This window comes from Actinacidiphila oryziradicis (genome assembly GCF_005047355.1).
Lineage (GTDB): Bacteria > Actinomycetota > Actinomycetes > Streptomycetales > Streptomycetaceae > Actinacidiphila > Actinacidiphila oryziradicis.
In genome coordinates this window covers 67,217-90,522 of sequence record NZ_SUMC01000003.1, presented here as the reverse complement: position 1 = coordinate 90,522, position 23,306 = coordinate 67,217, and the positions used below count along the sequence as shown (strand labels likewise).

Annotated in this window: 21 protein-coding genes and 3 pseudogenes; 17 read left to right on the top strand and 7 right to left on the bottom strand. The window is 68.4% G+C overall.

Features of this window, described 5'->3' with window-relative positions; genetic code table 11:
* Window positions 1-6: 6 nt before the first annotated feature.
* Window positions 7-1,224: a cytochrome P450 gene (locus FCI23_RS04350; protein ID WP_136722101.1), complete on the bottom strand. Its 1,218-nt coding sequence runs from the start codon at window positions 1,222-1,224 to the stop codon at window positions 7-9.
* Window positions 1,225-1,532: 308 nt separating this feature from the next.
* Between FCI23_RS04350 and FCI23_RS58135 the strand changes: the two genes are divergently transcribed.
* Entirely contained in the window at window positions 1,533-2,105 is a 573-nt protein-coding gene (locus FCI23_RS58135; RefSeq protein ID WP_211265201.1) for a hypothetical protein, read from the top strand.
* A gap of 37 nt (window positions 2,106-2,142) precedes the next feature.
* Window positions 2,143-2,904: a bestrophin-like domain gene (locus FCI23_RS04340; RefSeq protein ID WP_136722100.1), complete on the top strand. Its 762-nt coding sequence runs from the start codon at window positions 2,143-2,145 to the stop codon at window positions 2,902-2,904.
* 81 nt (window positions 2,905-2,985) lie between these two features.
* On the opposite strand, the gene FCI23_RS04335 is transcribed toward FCI23_RS04340, so the two are convergent.
* Together FCI23_RS04335 and FCI23_RS04330 are read right to left on the bottom strand one after the other, a co-directional pair.
* Complete coding sequence (locus FCI23_RS04335; RefSeq protein WP_136722099.1) at window positions 2,986-3,861, bottom strand: NAD(P)-dependent oxidoreductase; 876 nt, start codon at window positions 3,859-3,861, stop codon at window positions 2,986-2,988.
* Window positions 3,862-3,950: 89 nt separating this feature from the next.
* Entirely contained in the window at window positions 3,951-4,445 is a 495-nt protein-coding gene (locus tag FCI23_RS04330) for a DUF3145 domain-containing protein (RefSeq protein WP_136722098.1), read from the bottom strand.
* Window positions 4,446-4,670: 225 nt separating this feature from the next.
* On the opposite strand from FCI23_RS04330, the gene FCI23_RS04325 reads away from it, so the two are divergent.
* The 9 genes and pseudogenes from FCI23_RS04325 to FCI23_RS04285 form a co-directional block, all read left to right on the top strand.
* Complete coding sequence (locus FCI23_RS04325) at window positions 4,671-5,573, top strand: SGNH/GDSL hydrolase family protein (protein ID WP_211265200.1); 903 nt, start codon at window positions 4,671-4,673, stop codon at window positions 5,571-5,573.
* A 525-nt stretch (window positions 5,574-6,098) separates the two neighbouring features.
* The gene (locus FCI23_RS04320) at window positions 6,099-7,256 is read left to right on the top strand and encodes a mandelate racemase/muconate lactonizing enzyme family protein (RefSeq protein WP_136722097.1); all 1,158 of its coding nucleotides are present in this window, start codon (window positions 6,099-6,101) and stop codon (window positions 7,254-7,256) included.
* Window positions 7,257-7,518: 262 nt separating this feature from the next.
* Window positions 7,519-8,529: a zinc-dependent alcohol dehydrogenase gene (locus FCI23_RS04315; protein ID WP_246143315.1), complete on the top strand. Its 1,011-nt coding sequence runs from the start codon at window positions 7,519-7,521 to the stop codon at window positions 8,527-8,529.
* 104 nt (window positions 8,530-8,633) lie between these two features.
* Complete coding sequence (locus FCI23_RS04310; protein WP_136722095.1) at window positions 8,634-9,659, top strand: hypothetical protein; 1,026 nt, start codon at window positions 8,634-8,636, stop codon at window positions 9,657-9,659.
* A gap of 7 nt (window positions 9,660-9,666) precedes the next feature.
* Window positions 9,667-10,782 carry a multiple monosaccharide ABC transporter substrate-binding protein gene (chvE, locus tag FCI23_RS04305; RefSeq protein ID WP_136722094.1) on the top strand — a complete coding sequence of 372 codons (1,116 nt, stop codon included), beginning with the start codon at window positions 9,667-9,669 and terminating at the stop codon, window positions 10,780-10,782.
* Window positions 10,783-11,098: 316 nt separating this feature from the next.
* On the top strand, window positions 11,099-12,667 hold the full coding sequence (gene mmsA / locus FCI23_RS04300) for a multiple monosaccharide ABC transporter ATP-binding protein (RefSeq protein ID WP_136722285.1): 1,569 nt from the start codon (window positions 11,099-11,101) through the stop codon (window positions 12,665-12,667).
* Entirely contained in the window at window positions 12,664-13,911 is a 1,248-nt protein-coding gene (gene mmsB, locus FCI23_RS04295) for a multiple monosaccharide ABC transporter permease (protein WP_136722093.1), read from the top strand. The genes mmsA and mmsB overlap by 4 nt, the downstream gene beginning before the upstream one ends.
* Window positions 13,912-13,965: 54 nt before the next feature.
* Complete coding sequence (locus FCI23_RS04290) at window positions 13,966-15,024, top strand: aldose epimerase family protein (protein ID WP_246143314.1); 1,059 nt, start codon at window positions 13,966-13,968, stop codon at window positions 15,022-15,024.
* A gap of 31 nt (window positions 15,025-15,055) precedes the next feature.
* Window positions 15,056-15,574 (top strand): annotated as a pseudogene (locus tag FCI23_RS04285) (pyroglutamyl peptidase); the annotation flags it as partial.
* Between the two features lie 31 nt (window positions 15,575-15,605).
* On the opposite strand, the gene FCI23_RS04280 reads toward FCI23_RS04285, so the two are convergent.
* Window positions 15,606-15,815 carry a hypothetical protein gene (locus FCI23_RS04280; RefSeq protein WP_136722091.1) on the bottom strand — a complete coding sequence of 70 codons (210 nt, stop codon included), beginning with the start codon at window positions 15,813-15,815 and terminating at the stop codon, window positions 15,606-15,608.
* Window positions 15,812-16,099, bottom strand: coding sequence for an ATP-binding protein (locus FCI23_RS59255; protein WP_407645930.1), 288 nt, complete (start codon window positions 16,097-16,099; stop codon window positions 15,812-15,814). The genes FCI23_RS04280 and FCI23_RS59255 overlap by 4 nt, the downstream gene beginning before the upstream one ends.
* Between FCI23_RS59255 and FCI23_RS59250 the strand changes: the two are divergent.
* A pseudogene (locus FCI23_RS59250) lies at window positions 16,081-16,227 on the top strand (DUF397 domain-containing protein); the annotation flags it as partial. The gene FCI23_RS59255 and the pseudogene FCI23_RS59250 overlap by 19 nt on opposite strands.
* Window positions 16,224-16,430 (top strand): hypothetical protein, encoded by a 207-nt coding sequence (locus FCI23_RS04270; RefSeq protein WP_211265199.1) that lies wholly within the window; start codon window positions 16,224-16,226, stop codon window positions 16,428-16,430. The pseudogene FCI23_RS59250 and the gene FCI23_RS04270, both read left to right, overlap by 4 nt.
* Before the next feature lie 1,370 nt (window positions 16,431-17,800).
* Here the strand turns inward: FCI23_RS04270 and FCI23_RS04265 are convergent.
* Window positions 17,801-18,388, bottom strand: a pseudogene (locus tag FCI23_RS04265) (SDR family NAD(P)-dependent oxidoreductase); the annotation flags it as partial.
* On the opposite strand from FCI23_RS04265, the gene FCI23_RS04260 reads away from it, so the two are divergent.
* Both FCI23_RS04260 and FCI23_RS04255 read left to right on the top strand, forming a co-directional pair.
* Complete coding sequence (locus tag FCI23_RS04260) at window positions 18,384-18,644, top strand: type 2 periplasmic-binding domain-containing protein (protein ID WP_407645929.1); 261 nt, start codon at window positions 18,384-18,386, stop codon at window positions 18,642-18,644. The pseudogene FCI23_RS04265 and the gene FCI23_RS04260 overlap by 5 nt on opposite strands.
* 251 nt (window positions 18,645-18,895) lie before the next feature.
* Window positions 18,896-19,279: a hypothetical protein gene (locus tag FCI23_RS04255; protein WP_136722089.1), complete on the top strand. Its 384-nt coding sequence runs from the start codon at window positions 18,896-18,898 to the stop codon at window positions 19,277-19,279.
* Between the two features lie 100 nt (window positions 19,280-19,379).
* On the opposite strand, the gene FCI23_RS04250 is transcribed toward FCI23_RS04255, so the two are convergent.
* Entirely contained in the window at window positions 19,380-20,717 is a 1,338-nt protein-coding gene (locus FCI23_RS04250) for a jacalin-like lectin (protein ID WP_136722088.1), read from the bottom strand.
* A 300-nt stretch (window positions 20,718-21,017) separates the two neighbouring features.
* Here FCI23_RS04250 and FCI23_RS04245 point away from each other — a divergent pair, with 300 nt between their 5' ends.
* Both FCI23_RS04245 and FCI23_RS04240 read left to right on the top strand, forming a co-directional pair.
* Complete coding sequence (locus FCI23_RS04245) at window positions 21,018-22,736, top strand: PHP domain-containing protein (protein WP_136722087.1); 1,719 nt, start codon at window positions 21,018-21,020, stop codon at window positions 22,734-22,736.
* Complete coding sequence (locus tag FCI23_RS04240) at window positions 22,733-23,284, top strand: hypothetical protein (RefSeq protein WP_136722086.1); 552 nt, start codon at window positions 22,733-22,735, stop codon at window positions 23,282-23,284. Before FCI23_RS04245 ends, FCI23_RS04240 begins: the two co-directional genes overlap by 4 nt.
* Window positions 23,285-23,306 lie beyond the last annotated feature (22 nt).

Genomic DNA, 23,306 nt, shown 5'->3' with positions numbered 1-23,306 from the left:
GCCACGTCACACCGCCGGGGTGAACTCCACCGGCAGGGCGTCCGGTCCCCGGGTGAACACCCCTTGCTCGGCCGGGGTGAAGCCCTCCTGGAGCCTGAGGTCCGGCATCGCGTCCAGCAGTTGGCCGACGCCGGCCTCGACTTCGGCCTTGGCCAGCAGCGCTCCGACACAGAAGTGCCGGCCGAGCGCGAAAGCCAGATGGTCGGCCGCCGCCGAGAAGGCGGTGGTCGTCGCCAGGTCCTCGCGGAAGATGTCAAAAGTCTCCGGGTCGGCGTACCGCTGCCCATCCCGGTTGGCCGCGCCGATCAGGCAGGTGATGGTGGAGCCTGCCGGGACGACCCCGCCGCTGAGAGTGACGTCCTCGGACGGCTGACGCATGATCATGTGAACCGGGGGCGAGTAGCGCAGGGTCTCGGCGAACGCCCGCGGGATCAGGCCACGGTCGGCGCGCACCGCCGAGAGCTGCTCGGGGTGAGCCAGCAGGTTCTTGAAGATGCTGGCGATGGCCTTGTCGGTGGTCTCGCCACCGGCCGCGAGCAGCAGACTGCAGAACGCCTTGATGTCCTCGTCGCTCATCCGGGTGCCCTCGACCTCGGCGCGGCAGAGCGTGGAGAGCAGATCGCCGCCGGGGTTCTCCCGGCGCTCCCGGATGATCGGCAACATGTACGCGGCGAACTCCTCACGGGTCCGCAGACCGGCCTCCGCCACCTCCGCATCCTGGCTCAGGTTGCCGAGGAACGCGATGATCGACGTGTACCACCCGTGGAACTTCTCGAAGTCGCTCTTGTCCAGGCCGAGCATGTCCGCGATGACATTGACCGGAAACCGTGTCGCGAAGTCCGCGACCAGGTCGGCGGAGCCCGAGGCCCGGAAGCCGTCGATGAGTTCGCGGGCGTTGCGTTCGATGACGGGCAGGAACTGCTCGTCAAGTGTCCGGCCCCGGAAGGCCGGTGCCACCAGCGCTCGGCGGACGGAGTGCTCGCGCCCGCTCATCTGCAGAATCGTCCGGCCGTGCACCGGCTCCAGTTGCCAGTCGTAGTTGTCGCTGGTGAAGACCGGCTCGCGGAAAGCCCGTTCGACGTCCTCGTAGCGGGAGATCAGGTAACTCTGCATGGGTTCATGCCATATGAGCGGGAATTCATCCCTCATGATGCGGTATGCGGCATATGGATCGGCTGCGAATGTCGATGACAGGATGTCAGGTGCTTGGTGAGCCGTGGTCATGACACTCCATCAATGTCGGGATACCGATCAAGATTACGGAGCCCCCCACGCCCCGGTCCAGAGGCCCTCGGTGACTCGACCGGAACCGATCGTTCCCCCCCGGGCCATGACGCACCCCGGCCCATTGGCCGTCACACCCGCCAGGACGGGCATAAACGGATACATCAGTGTTTCGCTTGAAAATCATCCGATTGGGGGAATCTACTCATTCCGGCAAATGAAGGGGCCCTGACCGGCGCAGTCTGTTTGTCGTGAATCGATGGCTCACGGGAGGGCTGCGGGCGTGCCGGGCTGGGACCGTCGCAGCGATGGTGGCGGTGCTGTGCTCGGCGGGGACAGCGGCAGCGCGCGACAGGCCTGACGACGGCACGGGCGTCGCAGTGCAGGTGCACGGAGTGCAGGTGGAGGTGGAGGTACGGCTGCCATGGCTGTGGCTGTGGCCCTGGACCTGGACGTGCCCGCCGACGCCCACACCGACGCCGACACCGACGCCGACACCCACGCCGACACCCACGCCGACACCCACGCCAACGCCCACGCCTACGCCGTCTCCGGCTCCCAAGCCGCCTCCGAAGCCGGTACCACCGCCCCGGCCGGCACCCAAGCCCAAGCCGGCTCCCAAGCCACCCGTCCGGCAGCGCGCCGTACGACCGGTCGCGCCGCCACCGGCCCCACCGAGCACCCCGCCCCCGTCACCGACCCACCGGGCCCCGGCCCCGCCGCGTCCGGCGTACCCCCGGACCTATGCCAAAACCCTCGCCAAGAAGCGCGCCGGCGGCACCTCGCTGGTCACCCTGACCCTGACGATCATGGCTCCGGCCATCCTCGCCGCCGCCGCTCTGCGCCCGCGCGGCTCGAGCGGCGGCCAGCGGCGTCGGTGATGAACTCCCCTCGCCCACTGGCCCACTGGAGGTTCCTTTGTCGGAATGGCTCGTTCTCACCCTCGCCATGGTGGCGGCCTGCGCGGTCGTCCTCACCGTCACGGTGCTCAACCAGCGCCGGGTGGGCGCTGACGACGACCCCTCGGAGACGCCCGACGTCATCGAGTACATGACCATGATGATCGGGGTGGTCTACGCGATCGTGCTCGGCCTCGCCATCGCGGGCGTCTGGGAGGCACGCGGCGCCGCCCAGGACGACGTACGCCGCGAGGCCCAGGCTCTGCATGAGGTGAGCGAGCGGTCGCAGGTCTATCCGGCGGCGGTAAGGGACCGGATCCGCGCCGACATCACCACGTACACGCACTATGTGGTCATCAAGGAATGGCCGCACATGATCAAGCACGGCGACCTCACCGATCGCGGTACCGCCCTGCTCGAGAAGGTGCGGGCCGATGTCACCGGGTATGTGCCGGCCAACGACCACGAAGCACAGTCGTACCAGCCGCTGGTCGACCAGGTCGCCATCGCCGACGACGCCCGCAATGCCCGCGGCCAGAACGCCGGGGCGACCATGCCGGGAGTGGTGTGGTTCGGGCTGATCGGCGGCGCCCTGGTGGCGATCGGGTTGATCTTCACCCTGCAGATCCGCCGCTCGGGGCGCGAATTGCTGCTGGCGGGGCTCTACAGCGCGCTGATCGCCTTCCTGCTCTTCCTGATCTGGGACTTCGACTCGCCCTTCGGCCACAGCGGGAGCGATACGGCGTCGGTCTTCACCGACCTGTTCCCCGGGTCCGGCTGACCTGCGGTCAGCCTTTCACCTGCGGCGCGGTGCGGCACAGCCGGACCGCGCCGCCTCCTCCGGTCGGCCGGGGCCCAGCCGTCAGTCGTCGAAGCTGGCGAAGTACGTCGCCGCCATGTCCTCGTCGCCGTGCCCCTTCTCCACCGCCCGGCGGAACCGTTCGGCGCCCGCGGCGGCCACGTCGAGCCGTACGCCGACCGATTCTCCGGCCGAGACGATGAGGCGGGCGTCCTTCTCGGCCGTCTTGACCGAGAAGCTCGGCTCCAGGTTGCCGCTCAGGATCGCGGCGGACTTGGCGCGCATGTAGGCGTTGTCGAGGGGGCCGCCGTCAATGGCGTCCAGGAAGGCCTGGAAGTCGACCCCGAGTCCCTTGGCGAGGGCCACGGCCTCGGCGGTGCCATGGGTCAGGACCAGGACCCAGCTGTTGCAGACCAGCTTGAGGCGGGTGGCGGCGCCGGTGCTGCCGTCGTCGGCGACCCAGTTGGTGCGGCTGCCGATGGCGTCGAAGACCGGGGCCACGGCGGCGCGGGCCTCTTCCGGCCCGGCGGCCAGGATGACCAACTGACCATTCTCGGCGGGCTGCCGGGTGCCGAGGACGGGCGAGTCGAGGAAGATCAGATCGTGCTGGCGCGCGAAGTCGGCGAGGGGGCCGATGGCGTCCAGCCCGGCAGTGGTGGCCTGGGCCCAGACGGCGCCCGGGCGCAGCCCCGGGGCGGCGTCGCGCATGGTCTCCAGGACGGCCGGGCCGTCGTAGAGGATCGTCAGTACGACTTTGGCGTCGCGGACGGCCTCAGCGGGCGTGTCGACGACGCGGACGCCGTCTGCGGCGAGGGGTTCGGCTTTGGCGCGGGTGCGGTTCCAGGCGCGGACGTCGAGACCGGCCTTGGCGAGATTGCGCGCCATGGCGGCGCCCATGATGCCAGTACCGAGCACCGCTACGGATGTCGTTTCAGCCATGGATTCACGCTACCTCGCCACTCTGTCGGACGCCTTCCCGCCCTGCCTCCCTTTTGCGGGCGAGCGGCCCGGCAGCGCTGCCCTCGGAGTCAGACGACCTGGTGGAGCCAGCGGACGGGGGCGCCCTCTCCCGCGTACCGGAAGGGCTCCAGCTCGTCGTCCCAGGGTTTGCCGAGCAGCTTGGCCACCTCGGCCTCCAGGTCGGCCTCACCCTTGCGGGCGCGGGCCAGGGCGGCACGGAGCCGGTCCTCGGGGATGAGGATGTCGCCGTGCATGCCGGTGACGGCGTGGAAGATGCCGAGTTCCGGGGTAGAGCTGTACCGCTCGCCCTCGGCGGTGGCGCATGGCTCAGCGGTGACCTCGAACCGGAGCAGGTGCCAGCCACGCAGCGCCGAGGCGAGTCTGGACGCGGTGCCGACCTGGCCCTGCCAGGAGAACTCGGCGCGCCAGGTGCCGGGCGAGGCGGGTTGGCGGATCCAGTCGAGGCTGACGCGCACGCCAAGGACGCCCGCGACGGCCCACTCTACGTGTGGGCACAGCGCGCGCGGCGCGGAGTGCACGTAAAGAACTCCACGTGTCGTCACCGGGACCTCCAGTGTGGGACGAGGTTCGCCTTCCCCAGCGGCCTCACGCCCATATTGGTGCCATCCGGGACAGCAATGGACATTCTGCACCATTAACCACTTCGATCAACCACCGGCCTCTCTTCGCGGGGCTGTCAGGGAAAAGCTACCGCGCCGCGTCTTCTGACGAGTGACGTACTGTCGGGATCGATCCGATCTCACCCGCTCGTCGGAGAGGATTGTTGGATGCGCGATTCTCTCCGACGCCGGCTGGCCGGTACCGCCGTCGCCCTGTCCGCAGCGGCCTCGCTGGCCGGCTGCTTCGGCGGAGGCCAGCCCTCGCAGGCCAAGGCGGCCGCGAAGGAAGCGGCCGCCAAGCCTTCGCCCTCGGCGAAGCCCACTCCGAAGTGGGACACCCGCCCGGCGTCGCTCGCGGCGCTGGGCGATTCGATCACCCGGGGTTTCGACGCCTGCGGGGTGCTGAAGGACTGCCCGGACGTGTCATGGGCGACCGGCAGCAGCACGAGCGTGGACAGCGTGGCGTCGCGACTGCTGGCCAATCCGGCGGACAGCTGGAATCTGGCCGAGAGCGGTGCCCGGATGTCGGGCCTGACGGCGCAGGTGGAGCAGGCGGTCGCGAAACAGCCCGAACAGGTGACAATCCTGATGGGCGCCAATGACGCGTGCCGGCAGTCGGTCGCCGCCATGACGCCGGTGACGGACTACCGGCGCGAGTTCGAGGACGCGATGGCGGTGCTGCACCGCAGGCTGCCCAAGGCGCAGGTGCTGGTGGCGAGCGTGCCGGATCTGAAGCGGCTGTGGTCGGTGGGCCGGGAGAATCCGCTGGGCCGGGAAGTGTGGAAGCTCGGGATCTGCCAGTCGATGCTGGCCGACCCGGTTTCGGCGAGCGCGGCGGCGGATGCGCGGCGGAACGCGGTGCGGGACCAGGTGGTGGCGTACAACGCGGTGCTGAAGGACGTGTGCGGCCAGTACGCGAAGTGCCGGTACGACGGCGGGGCGGTCTTCGACTACAGCTTCACGATGGGCGAGCTGAGCGCCTGGGACTGGTTCCATCCCAGTGCCCAGGGACAGGCGCAGCTCGCCCGGATCGTCTACCGGGCGATCACCTCCAGCACGGTGACGGAGTAGGGCGGGAAGGTGTGCTGGACCAGGGGTCCGGGCCGCGGTGCTTTGCACAAGGGGTAGTGAGTTGTTGGCCGTTGAGTACGAATGCGTGTGTACGAGTTCCCTTGAGTGAGTGTGCTGGTATCGGGGTGTGTGATCGTGTCGCCCGGTCCATTGGCGCTGGGGGGACTCGTTCGGGTGAACGGGGTCGATTCCGTAGTGGGGTGTGGGGGTGACTTGCGGTCGGTGGCCGCCCCGTTCGCGGCACCGAGACCTTCCGGGGTCTCGATCCGCACCCGGCTGCGGCTGACCGCACTTCGCAAAGATACGTCCCTTTACGCCATGTTTTGCTCCTCAACTCGAAGTATGGTTCGAAATCTCGGACGTCGTACGGCATTTCGCATGGCGGAGCATGGCGACACTTTCGTAACTCCGTCAGCACCTCGGGGCAACAAGCATTGACACCCCCGGGCTGCGTGAATACGTTCCCTTCAGCATTTCGAACGGGCGACGAAATACCGAACGAACGATGTGAGAGGGTCAGCCTCCGTGCGTATTACCGGCATCTCCACCCATGTGGTCGGCACCCCATGGCGCAACCTCACCTACGTCCAGGTCCACACCGACGAGGGCATCACCGGCGTCGGCGAGACCCGGATGCTCGGCCACACCGACGCGCTCCTCGGCTATCTGCGCGAAGCGGCGGCCAACCACATCACCGGGTCCGACCCCTTCGCGATCGAGGATCTCGTCAAGCGGATGAAGTACGGCGACTACGGGCGGGCCGGCGAGATCGTCATGTCCGGGATCGCGGTCGTCGAGATGGCCTGCTGGGACATCAAGGGCAAGGCCCTCGGTGTCCCCGTCTGGCAGCTGCTCGGCGGCAAGGTCCATAACCGGATCAAGGCGTACGCCAACGGCTGGTACACCACCGAACGCACCCCTGAGGCCTACCACAAGGCCGCCACCAAGGTCGTCGAGCGCGGCTACCGCGCCCTGAAAATCGACCCCTTCGGCACCGGCCACTTCGAGCTGGACCACGCCGCGACCAACTACTCCATCTCCCTCATCGAGGCCGTACGGGACGCCATCGGCCCCGACGCCGAACTGCTGGTCGAGATGCACGGCCGCTTCAGCCCCGCCACCGCCATCCGCGTCGCCAAGGAGCTGGAGCCCTTCAAGCCCTCCTGGCTGGAGGAGCCGGTGCCGCCGGAGAACCTCAAGGCGCTCTCCAAGGTCGCCGCCCACACCGATCTGCCCATCGCCACCGGCGAACGGATCCACGACCGCTACGAGTTCCGTGAGCTCTTCGAGCTCCAGGCCGCCGACATCATCCAGCCCGACGTGGGCCACATCGGCGGCATCGGCGAGACCCGCAAGCTCGCGGCCACCGCCGAGACGCACTATGTGCTGATCGCCCCGCACAATGTGGGTGGCTCGGTGCTCACGGCGGCGAGCCTGCAACTCGCTTTCAGCACCCCGAACTTCAAGATCCTTGAGCATTTCAACGATTTCGCCGACTCCGAGATCAAGAGGGTCGTAAAGGGCGCTCCCCAGGTGGTCGACGGTTACTTCGACCTCTCCGACGCACCCGGCCTCGGCGTCGAGCTCGACACCGACGCCGCCGCCGAATTCCCCCAGCAGCAGGCCCGCTTCGATCTCTGGGCCGAAGGCTGGGAGCGACGCCAGCCGAAGGCAGCCCAGTGACCCGGAGTTGTGGGCAGGCATTCCGCAAGAGTTGTGGGCAGGCGTTCCGCAGGGCCGAGCGGAGCGAGACGGTGGCACCTCCTGGGGGCACCTCCCGGCCGAAGACTGGGGAAGGTAGCTGGGGGAGGGTGGGCACAACCCGACCACCGGCCCGCACATGGCCGGGGTCCAGGGGCTCAGCCCCTGGTTTCGGGAAGGGCCGGGCCTGGGGAACAACGCTGCCGTCCACCCGCCCCCGCCCCCGCACAAGAACGGAGCAACCGTGAGCGCCATCGTCCTCGACGGCCCCGGCCACCACCGCATCATCGGCACCGACCCGGCCGAACCCGAACCCGGCCCTGGCCAGGCCCGGATCCGGGTCTTCGCCTCCGGCATCTGCGGCAGCGACCGCGAGGTCTACCAGGGCACCCGGCCCGAGGGCTATGTCCGCTACCCGGTGACCCCCGGCCACGAGTGGTCCGGCACGGTCGAAGCGGTCGGCGCCGGGGTACCGGCCGGCCTCGTCGGCCGGAAGGTCGTCGGCGAGGGCTTCCGCAACTGCCAGGTGTGCGATCGTTGTCATGCCGGGGAGACGACCCTGTGCGCGGCACCGTACGAGGAGACCGGCTTCACCCAGCCTGGCGCCTTCGCCGACCATCTGACCCTCCCCGCACGCCTGTTGCACGTCCTGGACGACGCGGCCGACCTGCGCGACGCCGCCCTCCTGGAGCCCGCAGCCTGTATCGCCGCCGCGCTGTTGAAGGCCCCCGCCCTGCCGGGCGAGCGGGTCGCGGTCGTCGGCACCGGCACGCTCGGGATGCTGGCCGTGCAGTTCCTGGCCGCCGGTTCCCCGGCCGAGCTGCTGGTCGTCGGCTCCCGCCGGGACCGGGAAGAGCTGTCCCGGCAGTTCGGCGCGACCAACTTCCGTACCACCGACGATCTCCCGGAAGCCGACTTCGACCTGGTCGTCGAGACCGCCGGCTCCCCCTCCGCCGCCCAGACCTCCGCCGCCCTGCTCCGCCGGGGCGGCCGGCTCGCCCTCACCGGTATCCCGGCCGACGGCACGGCGCAGGGTCTGGACCCGACCGACCTGGTCGTCCGCCAGCTGACCGTGCACACTGTGTTCGGTGCGCCGCCGGCCGCCTGGGCGCACACCGTAAGGGCGTTCAACGCCGGGATCCTGGCCCCGGCCCCGCTGATCACGCACGAGCTGCCGCTCGCCGAGTACTCCACCGCCCTCGACCTGCTGGCGAGCCGGGACCCGAAGGTCGGCAAGGTCCTGCTGCGGCCCTAGACCCGGGTGGAGCCCGTTGGTTGCGCGCCCTCCCCCGGGGATCCCACCCGCACATACCGCCACGAACGTCGTCCGAGATATCGACCAAAGGACCAAGGAGCACCGTGTCTGCCCCTCACCATCCGCAGGATCCCCAAGCCGCCAACGGCCCCCGCCGCCCGGGCGAGTACGCCCTCGCGCTGCTCGGTCACGCCGCCCCCGCGGACGACCCGGCCGACGCCTCCCCGCACTCCTTCCCCGACGGCGGCACCTGGCGCACCGAGATCCCCTCCGTGGAGGGCCCTGAGGCGCTTCAGGCCGTCCTGGAGGAGAGCGAACGCCTTGCGGTGCCCGTCCACCGGATCAGTCAGGGCAGCGGCATCTGGATGCTCACCGACGCCGAGATCACCGAAATGGTCCAGGCCGCCGCAGAACGGGACATCGAACTCTGCCTGTTCACAGGGCCGCGCGGCACCTGGGACATCGGCGCCGCGACCCGCACGCTCTCCGGCGGCGGCGGCCTGCGCGCCCGTGGTCACGATCAGGTTGCAGGATGCGTAGAAGACGCCCTCCGGGCTACCGCGCTCGGCGTACGCTGCCTACTCGTCGCCGATGAAGGGGTGTTGTGGCTGCTGCATGGCCTACGTCAGCAAGGTGTGCTGCCGTCCGACACCACTTTCAAGGTATCCGCCCTGGTGGGCCCGGTGAACCCGGCTGCCTATGGGGTATGGGAGCGGCTCGGCGCGGATTCCATCAACATCCCCTCCGACCTAACTCTCCAGCAGATCACGGAAATCCGGCGTACCAGCCGTGCTCCGATCGACTTCTACGTCGAGGCACCCGACGACCTGGGCGGCTTCGTACGCATGTACGATGCGGCCGAGCTGATACGGCGTGGTGCCCCGATCTATCTGAAGTTCGGACTGAGCAAGGCTCCCGCCATCTACCCTTACGGTCGGCACCTGCGCGACGTAACCCTGGCAACGGCCCTGGAGAGGGTCCGGCGCGGTCGTCTCGTACTCGACCTGCTTGGCCGGCTCGGCGCGGACGGCGGTCTGTCGCCACTCGGTGCCCGGCTGCCAGGGCCGCTTAATCGATTCCCCCTTGACCCAACTGACGCAGTACTGAGCTTTACCCCTGAAAGGATCTGATCACCGAATGTCCCGCCCAAGAGCCGCCCGCCTGCGCGCCACCACCGCCCTCATAGCCGTCCTCGGCCTGGGCGCCACCGCCACCGCCTGCGGACAGAGCAGCAGCAAGTCCGACAGCAGTGGAAGCAGCAACAAGGGCGCCACTATTGGCATCTCCATGCCGACCAAGGTCTCCGCCCGGTGGATCGCCGACGGCGCCAACATGGTCAAGCAGTTCAAGGCGCTTGGCTACAAGGCGGACCTGCAGTACGCGGACAACGACACCAGCCAGCAGGTGTCGCAGATCCAGAACATGATCACCAAGGGTGACAAGGCGCTCGTCGTCGCCGCCATCGACGGCACGACCATGACGAGCGTCCTCGCTCAGGCGGCCACCTCGAAGATCCCGGTCATCTCCTACGACCGGCTGATTCTCGGCACCCCGAATGTCGACTACTACGCCACCTTCGACAACGCCAAGGTCGGTGAGCTCCAGGGCGGCTACATCGTCGACAAGCTGGGGCTGAAGAGCGGCAAGGGCCCCTTCAACATCGAGCTGTTCGCCGGTTCGTCCGATGACAACAACACCAAGTACTTCTTCAACGGCGCGATGAGCGTCCTGCAGCCGTACATCACGTCGGGCAAGCTGAAGGTGCTCAGCGGCCAGACCAAGCTCGACCAGGTCACCACCGCGCGCTGGGACGGCGCCACCGCACAGAAGCGCATGGACGACCTGCTGAGCGCGCACTACACCTCGAAGAAGGTCGACGCGGTGCTCTCGCCGTACGACGGCATCTCGATCGGCATCATCTCCTCGCTCAAGGGCGTCGGCTACGGCAAGGGCTCCAAGCCGCTGCCCGTCATCACCGGGCAGGACGCCGAGGTGCCGTCGGTGAAGTCGATCATCGCGGGTGAGCAGACCTCGACGATCTACAAGGACACCCGCAAGCTTGCCAAGGTCGCGGTCCAGATGACCAACGCCCTGCTCACCGGTGGCAAGCCCGAGGTGAACGACACCAAGCAGTACAACAACGGCAAGAAGGTCGTTCCGACCTACCTGCTGCCGCCGGTCCTGGTCGACAAGACCAACTATGAGAAGGTCCTCGTCGGCGGTGGCTACTACAAGGACAGCGACCTGAAGTAGCTCCTGCCCCATCCGGCCGGCGGGGCCGGCGGCGGACAACCTGACGTCCGCCGTCGGCCATGCCTGCGCCTTCCAACTTCCGTGCCGACCGAAGAACGGATGCAGCACCGTGACTCCTCCTCCTCGCGAGGGAGGCGGCTTCTCACTTGGCCGCCGTGGCGACCTCATGACGGGCAAGCCCTGACCGGCACCTAACGGTACAACACTGATAGTAGCGGAGCAATCACGCTCCGCGCCAACAAGTTGAGGGATCGCATCCCCCCGCTGGCTGAAGCCAGTGGATCCGTGCGAAGGAGTACTCATGGACGACCGTGCTCTGGACAGGCCCGTCCTCGAAATGCGCTCGATCAGCAAGACCTTCCCCGGGGTCAAGGCACTGTCCGACGTCACGCTCTCCGTGGCACAGGGCGAGGTCCACGCCATCTGCGGCGAGAACGGCGCCGGCAAGTCGACACTGATGAAGGTCCTCAGCGGTGTCTACCCGCATGGCTCCTACGAAGGGGACATCCTCTTCGAGGGCGAGCCCTGTGAGTTCAAGGACACCACCGCGAGCGAGAGCCGCGGCATTGTTATCATCCACCAGGAACTTGCCCTGGTGCCCTATCTCTCCATCGCCGAGAACATCTTCCTCGGGAACGAGAAGTCCCACCGGGGCGTCATCAGCTGGAACGAGACCCTCACTCACGCCAAGGCGCTGCTCAAGCGCGTCGGCCTGCCCGACCTGCCGACCACCCGAGTGGTTGACATCGGTGTCGGCAAGCAGCAGTTGGTGGAAATCGCCAAGGCGCTGTCCAAGGAGGTCAAGCTCCTCATCCTCGACGAGCCCACCGCGGCGCTCAACGACGAGGACAGCGCCAAACTCCTGGACCTTATTCTTGAGTTCAAGGAACACGGGATCTCCTGCATCATCATTTCCCACAAACTCAACGAGATAACCCGGGTCGCCGACTCGGTCACCATCCTGCGTGACGGGAAGACGATCGAGACGCTGAAGGTCAGCGGTGGCGAGCTGAACGAGGACCGGATCATCCGCGGCATGGTCGGCCGGGACCTCGAACACCGCTTCCCGGAGCGGGAGCCGTACACCGGCGAGAACGCCGGTGACGTCGCGCTCTCCGTCGAGGACTGGACCGTCCATCACCCGATCGACCAGCAGCGCAAGGTCGTCGACGGGGTGTCGGTCAATGTGCGGCGGGGCGAGATCGTCGGCCTCGCCGGACTGATGGGTGCCGGACGCACCGAGCTGGCGATGAGCGTCTTCGGACGCTCGTACGGGCGGAACATCAGCGGCAAGGTGGTCAAGGACGGCCAGGAGATCCGCACCCGTACGGTGCCGGAGGCGATCGGCCACGGCATCGCGTATGTCACCGAGGACCGCAAGCACTACGGCCTCAACCTCATCGACAACATCAACCGCAACATCTCGCTCGCGGCCCTGGAAAAGGTCACCCGGCGCGGCGTCATCAACGCGCACGAGGAGTCGAAGGTCGCGGAAAGCTTCCGCAAGAGCATGAACATCAAGGCCCCCACTGTCTTCGAGGGGGTCGGCAAGCTCAGCGGCGGCAACCAGCAGAAGGTCGTGCTGAGCAAGTGGATCTTCTCCGAACCTGAGATCCTCATCCTCGACGAGCCGACCCGCGGCATCGACATCGGGGCCAAGTACGAGATCTACACCGTCATCAACAAGCTCGCCGCCGAGGGCAAGGCGGTCGTCTTCATCTCCTCCGAGCTTCCGGAACTGCTCGGGATGTGCGACCGCATCTACACCATGTCCGCCGGCCGGCTGACCGGCGAGATCACCCGGCAGGACGCGACACAGGAACTACTGATGCGCCATATGACCATGGACAGGCCGAACCACGAGGAAGCAGGGGCGGGAGCATGAGCAGCCCGGTCAAGACCGACACAGAAGACACGGTGGCCGGCCCCCCGGCGGACGGAAACGGCAGCGGCACCTCAATAGCCGGTGTGCTGATGCAGGCGATGCGCAACAACGTACGCCAGTACGGCATGATCGTCGCGCTCGCCGTGATCGTCGTCCTGTTCCAGATATGGACCGGCGGCACCCTTCTCGAACCGCTTAACGTCACCAACCTGATCAGCCAGAACGGCTACATCCTGATCCTGGCGATCGGGATGATGATCGTCATCATCGCTGGGCACATCGACCTGTCCGTCGGTTCGCTGGCGGCCTTCGTCGGGGCCGTCGCCGCCGTACTGATGATCAATCACCACTGGCCATGGCCGCTCGCCCTGGTCGTCTCGCTGATCATCGGCGCCGCGTCCGGGGCCTGGCAGGGCTTCTGGATCGCCTATATCGGGGTCCCGGCCTTCATCGTCACCCTCGCGGGCATGCTGGTCTTCCGCGGTGCCACCCAGATCCTGCTCCAGGGGCAGTCCCTGGCGCCGTTCCCGGACGGCTTCACCAAGATCAGCAGCGGCTTCCTGCCCGCGGTGGGACCGAACACCAACTACCACAACCTGACACTTCTCCTGGGCCTGGCACTGATCGTCTTCATCCTGTTCCAGGAGTTCCGCAACAGGCGCCAGCAGGCGAACTACGACCTCGACGTCCTGCCGTTCGGCCTCTTCCTGGTGAAGTGCGCGGCGATCGTTGCCACCATCAGCGTCTTCACCATGCTGCTCGCCAGCTACCAGGGCTTCCCGATCGTGCTGCTCATCCTGGCCGCGCTGCTGATCATCTTCGGCTTCGTGATGCGCAACACCGTCATCGGACGGCATGTCTACGCCCTCGGCGGCAACCAGGCGGCGGCCAAGCTCTCCGGCGTCAAGAACAAGCGCGTCACCTTCCTTATCTTCGTCAACATGGGCCTCCTCTCCGCCCTCGCCGGTCTCATCGTCGCCGCCCGCCTCAACTCCGGCACCCCCAGCGCCGGCATCAACTTCGAGCTCGAGGCGATCTCCGCCGCGTTCATCGGCGGAGCCTCCGCCAGCGGCGGCGTCGGCACCGTCCTCGGCGCCATCATCGGTGGCCTCGTGCTGGGCGTGCTCAACAACGGCATGTCCATCCTCGGTGTCGGCAGCGACTGGCAGCAGGTCATCAAGGGCCTCGTGCTCCTGGCTGCCGTAGGCTTCGACGTCTACAACAAGCGCAAGGTCGGTTCCTGACACACGCCTGTCACCCGGGGGCTGCGGCTGATGCCGTGGCCCCCGAGTCATGACATGAAGAAGATGCGGAGGACGGTCATCATCAGCAAGGCGCACTTCGGCACCCTCGCCGACGGCACCGGGGTCGACGTCTGGACCGTCTCATGCGGCCCGCTCGTCCTCAAGGCGCTGTCCTACGGCGGCACCGTGCAGTCTCTGGAGGTCCCCGACCGCCACGGCCGGTCCGCGAACATCGCGCTGGGCTACGACTCCATCGAACGGTACGTCGCCGGCACGACCTACTTCGGAGCCCTCATCGGCCGCTACGGCAACCGCATCGCCGACGGCAGATTCACCCTGGACGGGATGACGTACCAACTCCCGGTGAACAACGGCCCGAACAGCCTGCACGGCGGCGACCGGGGCTTCGACAAGCGCGTCTGGGACATCGAGCCCTACGCGAAGGGCGAGGACACCGGCCTCACGCTCCGGTACGTCAGCGAGGACGGCGAGCAGGGCTACCCGGGCCGGCTCACCGTCAAGGTTGACTACATCCTCACCCGCGACGCCCAATGGCGCATCGACTACGCGGCCACAACCGACAAGCCCACCCTCGCCAACTTCACCCAGCACACCTACTTCAACCTCACCGGCGCCGCCTCCGGCGCCGCCGTCCACGACCACGAGCTCCGACTCGCCGCCTCCCGCTACACCCCGGTCGACGCCGACCTCATCCCCACCGGAGAGCTCGCCCCGGTGGACGGCACCCCCTTCGACTTCCGCGCCGGCAAGGCCCTCGGCCATGACATCCGCGACAGCCAGCAGTTGCTGAACGCCCATGGGATCGACCACAACTTCGTCCTCGACAAGGGCATCACAGCCGCCCCCGAGCCCATCGCCCGCTTCACCGACGGGACGTCGGGGCGGACCCTGACCGTCTCCACGACGGAGCCCGGCGTCCAGCTCTACACCGGCAACTTCCTCGACGGCAGCGGCTACCGCCAGGGTGCCGGCTTCGCCTTCGAGACCCAGCACTTCCCCGACTCCCCCAACCGCCCCGCCTTCCCGTCCACTGTGCTCCGGCCGGGCCAGACGTACCGTACGAGCACGGTGTACGCCTTCGGCGTCTTCTAGGCGGCGTTGTGGGCGGGCGTGCCGCAAAGCGGCACAGGGCCGGGTCGGCCGCTTCGACCTCGAACGCTTCAACGGCGCCTGGCGCGGCGGCTACCCCGACAACGAGAACCTCTCGGTTACCGGCCAGATCCCGGTGGCCGACCCTCCGGGCCCCCAGTGGACGCTCACCACCCTCCCGTACGGCACTGTCCTCGGCACCGGCACCGGCCCCTTCCCGGTGTACGACCACACCTCGGTCACCGAGATCCCGGCGGGCGCTACGGATCCCATCGTCCGGGACGACGGTCCGACCGACGGCTCCGCCGCCCGCAGCGGCGGGGGCGGCAACTACCTGTCGAACGAGATCGCCTACCGCGCCACACTGCTCCGGGACCGGACAGGGCTCCACGTCCCCGGCGGCCATGTCCACACCCCGGTCCTGCAATTCGCCGACGACAATACGGATCCGGCCACAGGCACGGTCACCGACCCGGTCTTCGTACAGAACCGGCTCGCCATCATCGCCCAGGCGCGGGCAATCCTCTCCGCAGCCGCGTCCACCCTCAGCTGATCGACGGACCGAGGCGAGGCCGCCGTCACTGTCACGTCGTCGGCCCTCGCCTCAGCCCGTCGATCAGCCGCCTGACCATGTCCTCGTTCAACGGCGCGAACTCGACATACGCCCGCCCTCCCATCGGCGGCGCCGCCATCACGTCGAGCGCGTATCCCTGCGCGGCGAACGTCTCGCGCAGCTCGTGCGCGAGCTGCGCCGCGATGCGCCGCACATCGGACTCGGCATCCCGGTGACTCACACACACAGAGGGCTCCCCGCCGCCGCCGGGATGTCCGCCCATACCAGCTTTCCCGCCAGGCCGAACACCTCCTCCCCCAGCACGCAGTAACCCCAGTCCTCCGCCAGGCCGTTCACCAGATGCAGGCCGCGTCCGCCTTCGGCGTCATCCGTCAGCGGCACGTACGCGGGCGGTTCCGGGCTGTTGTCCGACACCCCGAGCCGCAGGCTCCCGTCCCGGTGGCACATCCGGAAGTGGACGGGGCCGTCCGAGTGCCGACAACAATTGCGTCGAAGTGGCCGCATCCCCCGACGGCCGCCGCATCCACCTCCGCGAGAGTGAGGACCCCACGATCATCCTGACCGCCGCACCCGCCGTTCTCGGCACCTTCATACGCGCCATCAAGTCCGGCGAACTCCAGCAGCCGTCGTGACCACAGCCGTACTCACCTTCGCGCTCTTCTCCCTCCTCCTGGCCATCGCCCCGGGCCCGGACGTCCTCCTCGTCCTCCGCAACTGCCTGCGGGGCGGCCATCGCGTCGGCAGCGCCACCGCCCCGGGCGCCGCCACCCCGGTTCCCTCGCCTGGGCCGCCGCCCACGCGTCACCCGCAAAGCGCATCGCAGGCGCGGCCCTGATCGCCTTCGGCGTCGGCACCGCAGCCGAATCACTGTGCCCGCACCCCCCAGGCGGGTCAGCGCTCCGGTGGGGCCATTTCGGCGTGGGTGCGTGCGGGAGCGCTGGCTCCCTTCGGTCGCAAAGAAAAAGGCGCTCCTACGGGAAGGGGGAGGGGCGCTGTCGCTTGTCACCGGGCTTTCGGGTGAGTGGGCAGCGGGCGTCAAGGCGGCTTGTGCGGCATCGGTTCGGTGGGTGTCTGGGGTCTCGTTGCCGGATCCTGGTAGAGATGGTCGGTGGCGACGCCTGTTGCCCGTGGGTGGCTGGACCGCCGTAACCGGCGGCTGACAGGTGATTGGGGGCTTGGCTCCGTTGCCGGGGGGCGGACGGGGGCCCGGTGGTTTCCCGTCCGCCCGGTGGGCGCCTGGCGTCCAGGCGGGGGGCGCAGAAACGTTCCGGCGGGGCGCCGTACCGGGTTCATCATTCCCCCTGCGGCATTTTGCCCCACTTTGGGGCCACTTCTTGGGCCCATGCGGATTGTCAGTGCTGAAAGTGAAGAGAGTTCACCCCAGGGGCCACCCGGGGCCCACCAATCGGCGGCGGCCCATCAATGGCCCCACAACCTGCCCGCCTGCGCGTACTACGGTCCATGCCTGCGCACACCCCGGCGTGGCGGGGGTGTGCGCAGGCATGGACCGTAGTACGCGCAGACACAAGAGGAATTGCCCGATATGTCGGGTACGGGGAAGCCTCCCCGCTCCCGCTGAAAGGATTCTGCGGGGAGCGGATCCGTTAGGTGCCCGAATGGGACAACGACACGCCGAGTGGGGGCCGCGAGAGTGTCTCATTCCGGCACCTAACGCCCCAATCCCCCCGCAGAAACGTTCCTGCACCGAAGCCGGAGGGGAGCCACCCGCCCCTGCCAGAACGTTTCTGCACCCCCGCCCCCGCCCACCCGGTGGGACACGAGCCCGAAGCGGAGCCAAGCCCCCAATCAGCCGTCAGCCGCCGGTTACGGCGGTCCAGCCACCCACGGGCAACAGGCGTCGCCACCGACCATCTCTACCAGGATCCGGCAACGAGACCCCAGACACCCACCGAACCGATGCCGCACAAGCCGCCTTGACGCCCGCTGCCCACTCACCCGAAAGCCCGGTGACAAGCGACAGCACCCCTCCCCCTTCCCGTAGGAGCGCCTTTTTCTTTGCGACCGAAGGGAGCTAGCGCTCCCGCACGCACCCACGCCGAAATGGCCCCACCGGAGCACCCAAGGCACCGAATCCCGCAACGAAGCAATGGCGCCGAGGTCCGAGGTCAAGGCGGAGACCCTCACGCGGCTGAGCCTCCCGGCGTCGGCCGGGTCCGGCGTCGGCCGGGTCACTCGTCGGCCGGGTCACTCGTCGAACGCCCTGTCGCGGGCGACCTTTTCCCAGGCCGCGATCTCCTGGCGCACGCGGTCGAGGTGGCCGACAACGGCGTCGAACGCGTCGTCGCCGTGGGGGAGTCGCAGCGGGGTCCGGTCGGCGTCCAGGGCGGTGAGGATGGCGGCGGCGGCCTTGGCCGGGTCGCCGGGCTGCTTGCCGTCGGTGGCGTTGACCATCTCGCGGGTGGGGCCGACGGTGTCGGCGTATGCCTCGTTCTGCCGACTGGCGCTGGTGTTGCCCATGAGGCCGGTGCGAAAGGCACCGGGTTCGACGATCAGCACCTTGATGCTGTGCGGGGAGACCTCGCCGTCCAGGGCCTCGGACAGCCCTTCGAGGGCGAACTTGGTGGCGCTGTAGGCGGAGAATCCGGGGAAGGACATCTGGCCTCCCATACTGCTGAGCTGCACGATCGCGCCGGAGCGGCGGGCTCGCATGTGCGGCAGCACGGCGCGGACGAGGGCGGCGGGGCCGAAGACATGGACATCGAACAGCGCGCGGAGTTCGGCATCGGTGGTCTCCTCGGCCTCACCGACGTGCCCACGGCCCGCGTTGTTGACCGCGTCGGGGCCCTACGAAGCCCTCGTCGGCGGCCAAGGCGTCTGCTTCCTGGCCAGCGGCAACGCCCCCTTAGTCGCCCGCAGCGGCGTCATTACCCGCCCGGTCCACGGCGTCTCCCCCTGCCGGCTCGCCCTGGCCTGGCGCGCGGACGACCACCGCCCCCTCGTCCTCGGCTACGCCCGCGCCGCGCGCCGGCTCAGCGAGCGCCCCGCCGAGCCCGACGCCGAGCCCGGCCCCAAGCCCGACGGGGCGTGAAAACCCGGTTGAGAGAAATTAATTCTGATTTTCTCTCAGCTCCCGGAGTGCCCGGATCGATCCCGTGATATCCGCCCCTCGCGGTCACATTAATGAGCGACACCTGAGTAATTTTAATTCACTGGCTGAGAAATTCCCATAAATATCATCCTCGGGTGCCACACGGAGCGGATTCCTCATTTACCGCGTCCATGCCGACTCCTATTATGTGTTCGTAGCAAGTACCCCCCACGCATAAAGGGAGCTCAATCATGCGCGCAGTTTCGCTCAAAGCCATTGCCGTAGCCACCGTTGCCGCTTCCGCGCTCGTCACAGGTGCCGCCACCGCGCAGGCGGCAAACGGGCAGCAGGTCAGCAAGGCGTCGAAGAAGGGCCAGTCCGTCTCAGTGGTGCTGCCTAAGTTCAAGGGCGGCGACCTGGCGATCACCGTGGACGCCACGGGCCTCAGCAAGAGCACGCACACCCTGACGCTGTACGTCAACGGCAGGAAGTTCACCGCGAAGTCCTACACGGACAAGGACAAGGCAAAGACCTGGGCCGTCAACAACCTGCGGGCCGGTGACGTGAAGCTCGCCGCCCCGGCTTCCAAGGGCCAGGTCACGACCGTCACGATCGCAGTCAAGCACGAGAAGTAGCAATTCCGTCGCGACCCCGTCGCGACCCCCGGGCCGGGCCCGGGCGGACCGGAACTCCCCCGAGCCGGTCCGCCCGGGCCCTTCTGCTGAACAGCGGTCGTCAGCGCTGGGTGTAGATGAAACCGACCTTGTCGACCTCGTCACCCGACCGGCCGTGGAACCCGGCGATCTGCCAGCCGGACGGGGCGGTCCGGGTCACGCAGTCGGAGGTCGTCGTGCCGCCGGCCAGGGTGTTGCCGAGGTTGGTGGTGAACTTGGCGTAGAAGATCCTCGTGGTGCTGTTGTACTTGCCCTCACAGAGGTATGCGGAGGTCACGAATTCACCGCTGGCGAGCGTGCGTGACGAGGCGGTGCCGCCGGTGCCGCCGTGGGTCAGCGTCGTGCCATTGCTTAAAGTGATGCCGACCTGGTCGACCCGGGAGCCGGCGCGCAGCGAGATCGTCGTGGCCCGTGCGGCCGCCGGCACGCTGTCGATGTCCTGGTAGTAGTCGCCGTGCGGGCCGCCGAACTGGTCGCTGAGCTGGAAGGCCGCGTTCTTCGCCCAGCTGAACCTCACCGCGATCGGGTCGTGGTCGGAGAGCATGAGGCCCGCAGAGTCCAGGAAGTTGGCGTGGTCGTTGTTGTAGCTGGTGGCGTTGAGCGAGACGAGCTTGCTGCTTCGGTAGAGGACCTTGTCGACGACCTCGCAGGTGTTGGTGATCGCACTCTCGTCGCAGACCAGCGCGTCGCTGCCGGCGGCGGGAGGGGTGCCGCCGCGCTCCAGCTGTACCCAGGCGTCGGTCAGGCCGTTGTCGGAGACAAAGCCTCTGATGGTGTCAGCGGTCCTGGTGTAGCGGGTGTTGGTGTCGCCCATCACCACGACGGCATTGCCGACCGAGTGCGTCTTGATGAACGCGGTCAGCTGGGCGAGGTTGGACGCGCGTGACGTCTCGTCGCCGTCGTTGGTACCGGCGTTGGTGTGCAGGTTGTACAAGTCCACGTAGACGCCCTCGGCGAGGCGTTCCCGCATGAACGTGAACCCCTTGGGCGTCAGGCAGTCGCCCGAGTCGGTCTGGCAGGAGTCCCAGCCGACCCGCTCGAAGTCGTCGGTGTCGTAGGCGTAGTTCGACAGGGTGTTGAGGCCGCTGCCGATGCCCGCGCCTCCGCTCGTGGGGGTGCGGTAGGGGTGCGAGTCGGCGGCGTACAGGTTGGCGTGGTAGTTGAAGTCCTCCTGTACGTGAATGATGTCGTACGGGCTGAGCCGCTGGCCTATCGCGGTGGTGCTGGTGTCCCGGGGGGTCGGGGCGCTGGACAGTCCCTGGGGCAGGCCCGCGACGTTGTACGTAAGGACGTTGAGGGTGCCGGAGTCCGCTGCGGCGGCAGGGGTGGAGCCGGTGGCGGTCAGGCCGGTGAGCGCGAGCGCGCTCCCGGCGAGACAGGTGAGGAGCCTACGGAGCATCGGGGTGGGCCTTCCGTCGGGGGGTGACACCATGGGAATACGTGTTCGGGGCATGTCAACGCTAAGCAAACGCTTGCTGCCGCATCACCGCCATCGGCGAAACCACCGGTGTTCTGTTTTCGCGACCCGGGACACCCAGCCCCCGCTGTCCGGTTCGTCCTCGGGTGCGGGCCGGCCGACGGGGCACCGACCGCCGCCGTATGACTGCCCGTCACCAACCCATCGACTGTTGTTCATCTCCTTCACGGAATGTCTCTTCTGCCACACCAAGAGCAAGTAAAGAGCATCGAGGAGCTTGAGATGGGCCACGACCACGCTCACGGGCACGTACATCACCACCACGCCGACGACCAGCACGGCCATGACCACGCCGGGTCCCTGCCGGCCGCCCTCGACACCTCGGTGCCCGACGAGGCGCTCACTCCGGACCAGCTCTCCCGGCGCTCGATGCTCCGCCGCACCGGCCTGCTCGGTGCCGGGCTGGCGGCAGGCAGCGTGCTCGCCGGGACGGCCGGGGCGGCACCGGCGTTCGCGTCGGACGGCCGGAGCGGCAGCGGTTCCCGCAGCGGGGGCTTCCTGTGGCTGGCCGGCGACCACCACATCCACACCCAGTACAGCAATGACGGCAAGTACCGCGTGATCGACCAGGTCCGGCAGGGCTCCAGACACGGCCTGGACTGGATGGTCATCACCGACCACGGCAATGTCACCCACGCCAAAATCGGCGTCGAGAAGGTCAACCCCGACATCAGGGACGCCCGGGACAAGACCCCCGACACCCTGGTCTTCCAGGGCCTGGAGTGGAACATCCCGGGCGCCGAGCACGGCACCGTGTTCGTCCACCCGGGCAACAACGAGGTCGCGGTGCTGAAGGAGTTTGAGACCTCCTTCGACGGCAGCGTCAACAACACCAGCAGCAGCAGCCCGGCCAATGAGGCGCTGGCCATCTCCGGCCTCAACTTCCTCGCCGAGCAGGTCCAGCGCCGTAAGGTCAAGGACGCCCTGATGCTCGCCAACCACCCGGCGCGCAAGGGCATCGACTCCCCGCACGAGATCCGCAACTGGCGTGACGCCCAGCCCACCATCGCCGTCGGCTTCGAGGGCGCCCCCGGCCACCAGGGCGGCGGCATCGCCGCGCCGAAGGGCATGGGCCTGGCGCGTGGCCTGTACGACAACAGCCCGAGCGCGGACTCCTTCGCCGGGTACCCGCTGGAGAGCTACCGCACCTGGGGCGGCTTCGACTGGATGACGGCCACCGTCGGCGGCCTGTGGGACAGCCTGCTCGCCGAGGGCAAGCCCTGGTGGATCACCGCCAACTCCGACTCGCACCAGGTCTACGCCGACACCGCCAAGCGCGGCGGCCCGGACAGCGACTACCTCGCCAACGGCAAGTACACCGACCCGGTCTACTCGGGCGCCATCGACCAGACCCAGGGCGACTTCTGGCCCGGCCAGTACAGCCGCACCCATGTCGGCGCCGACGGCTTCAGCTACGCCGCCGTCATGGACGGCATCCGCGCCGGCCGCGTCTGGGTCGACCACGGCGGCCTCATCAGCGGCCTGGACGCAAAGCTCAAGGGCGGCAGCCGCTGGGCCACGCTCGGTGGCGCGCTGCACGTCAAGCGCGGTACGGAGGTGACGCTGACGCTCGACATCGCGGCCGCCAACGGCCCCAACTGGGCGCAGTACGTGCCGACGCTCGCCCGGGTCGACGTCGTCCAGGGCGAGGTCACCGGCGCGGTCTCGGACCGGGACACCTTCACGGCGCCGACGGCGAAGGTCGTCAAGTCCTTCGACATCAACAAGTCGACAGGCACGGTCCAGCTGACGTACAGCCTCGGCAAGGTCGACCGCCCGCTCTACGTCCGGCTGCGCGGCACCGACGGCAACCGCTCCGCCGTCGGGCTGAACGGCGCGGCCGTGGACCCGTCCGGGCCCGCGATCGACGTCCTGGCTGACGCGGACCCGTGGAAGGACCTCTGGTTCTACTCCAACCCGATCTGGGTGCTGCCCGCATGACACCCCACGTGGTGATCGGCGTCGACGCGGGGTCCGCGACCCTGCGCGACGCCGATCACCTCATCCAGCGCCTCGCGGCCGAACTCGCCCTCTCTGAGGGCGTGTTCGGCTGTACGCACCTGATCCGCACCGGACAGCCCCGGGTCGCCCTCTCCCTCGCCCTGCCGGACGAGACGGCTGCCGCCCGCACCCGGGAGCACCTGGCCCGGGAGTACCCCGGCACCGGTACCGACGCCGCCCGCGCGGCCGCCGCCGGGCACCGCGCCCGCACCGCCGGGCGCGCAGTGCTCTTCCCAGGCGCCCAGGCCATGGCCGCCGCCACCCCGACGGTCGCCGAACTGCTGGCACACTCGGCCATTGACGCGGTTTCGGTACTCGGCTCCCCCGGCCCGCCCGACGGCGCCCTGCGGCTCGTCACCCGAGGCCATATCCGGCCCGAATGGCGCTCCGGCCGCCTCGTCCTCGCCGCGGTGCCCGCTGCAGGCGGCGCCCTCGCGCCCTTCGAAGTGCCGAACCCCACCCCGTGCTGCGGGGATCACGGTCAGTGACCCCCTGCCGTACGTGAAGATC

What these genes read in the sequence shown, in the direction of transcription:
- FCI23_RS04350 (WP_136722101.1), bottom strand. Translation starts at nt 1,224, where the DNA reads ATGACCACGGCTCACCAAGCACCTGACATCCTGTCATCGACATTCGCA.
- FCI23_RS58135 (WP_211265201.1), top strand. Translation starts at nt 1,533, where the DNA reads ATGGTGGCGGTGCTGTGCTCGGCGGGGACAGCGGCAGCGCGCGACAGG.
- FCI23_RS04335 (WP_136722099.1), bottom strand. Translation starts at nt 3,861, where the DNA reads ATGGCTGAAACGACATCCGTAGCGGTGCTCGGTACTGGCATCATGGGC.
- FCI23_RS04325 (WP_211265200.1), top strand. Translation starts at nt 4,671, where the DNA reads ATGCGCGATTCTCTCCGACGCCGGCTGGCCGGTACCGCCGTCGCCCTG.
- chvE (WP_136722094.1), top strand. Translation starts at nt 9,667, where the DNA reads ATGTCCCGCCCAAGAGCCGCCCGCCTGCGCGCCACCACCGCCCTCATA.
- mmsB (WP_136722093.1), top strand. Translation starts at nt 12,664, where the DNA reads ATGAGCAGCCCGGTCAAGACCGACACAGAAGACACGGTGGCCGGCCCC.
- FCI23_RS04290 (WP_246143314.1), top strand. Translation starts at nt 13,966, where the DNA reads ATGAAGAAGATGCGGAGGACGGTCATCATCAGCAAGGCGCACTTCGGC.
- FCI23_RS59255 (WP_407645930.1), bottom strand. Translation starts at nt 16,099, where the DNA reads ATGCGGCCACTTCGACGCAATTGTTGTCGGCACTCGGACGGCCCCGTC.
- FCI23_RS04255 (WP_136722089.1), top strand. Translation starts at nt 18,896, where the DNA reads ATGCGCGCAGTTTCGCTCAAAGCCATTGCCGTAGCCACCGTTGCCGCT.
- FCI23_RS04250 (WP_136722088.1), bottom strand. Translation starts at nt 20,717, where the DNA reads ATGCTCCGTAGGCTCCTCACCTGTCTCGCCGGGAGCGCGCTCGCGCTC.
- FCI23_RS04245 (WP_136722087.1), top strand. Translation starts at nt 21,018, where the DNA reads ATGGGCCACGACCACGCTCACGGGCACGTACATCACCACCACGCCGAC.
- FCI23_RS04240 (WP_136722086.1), top strand. Translation starts at nt 22,733, where the DNA reads ATGACACCCCACGTGGTGATCGGCGTCGACGCGGGGTCCGCGACCCTG.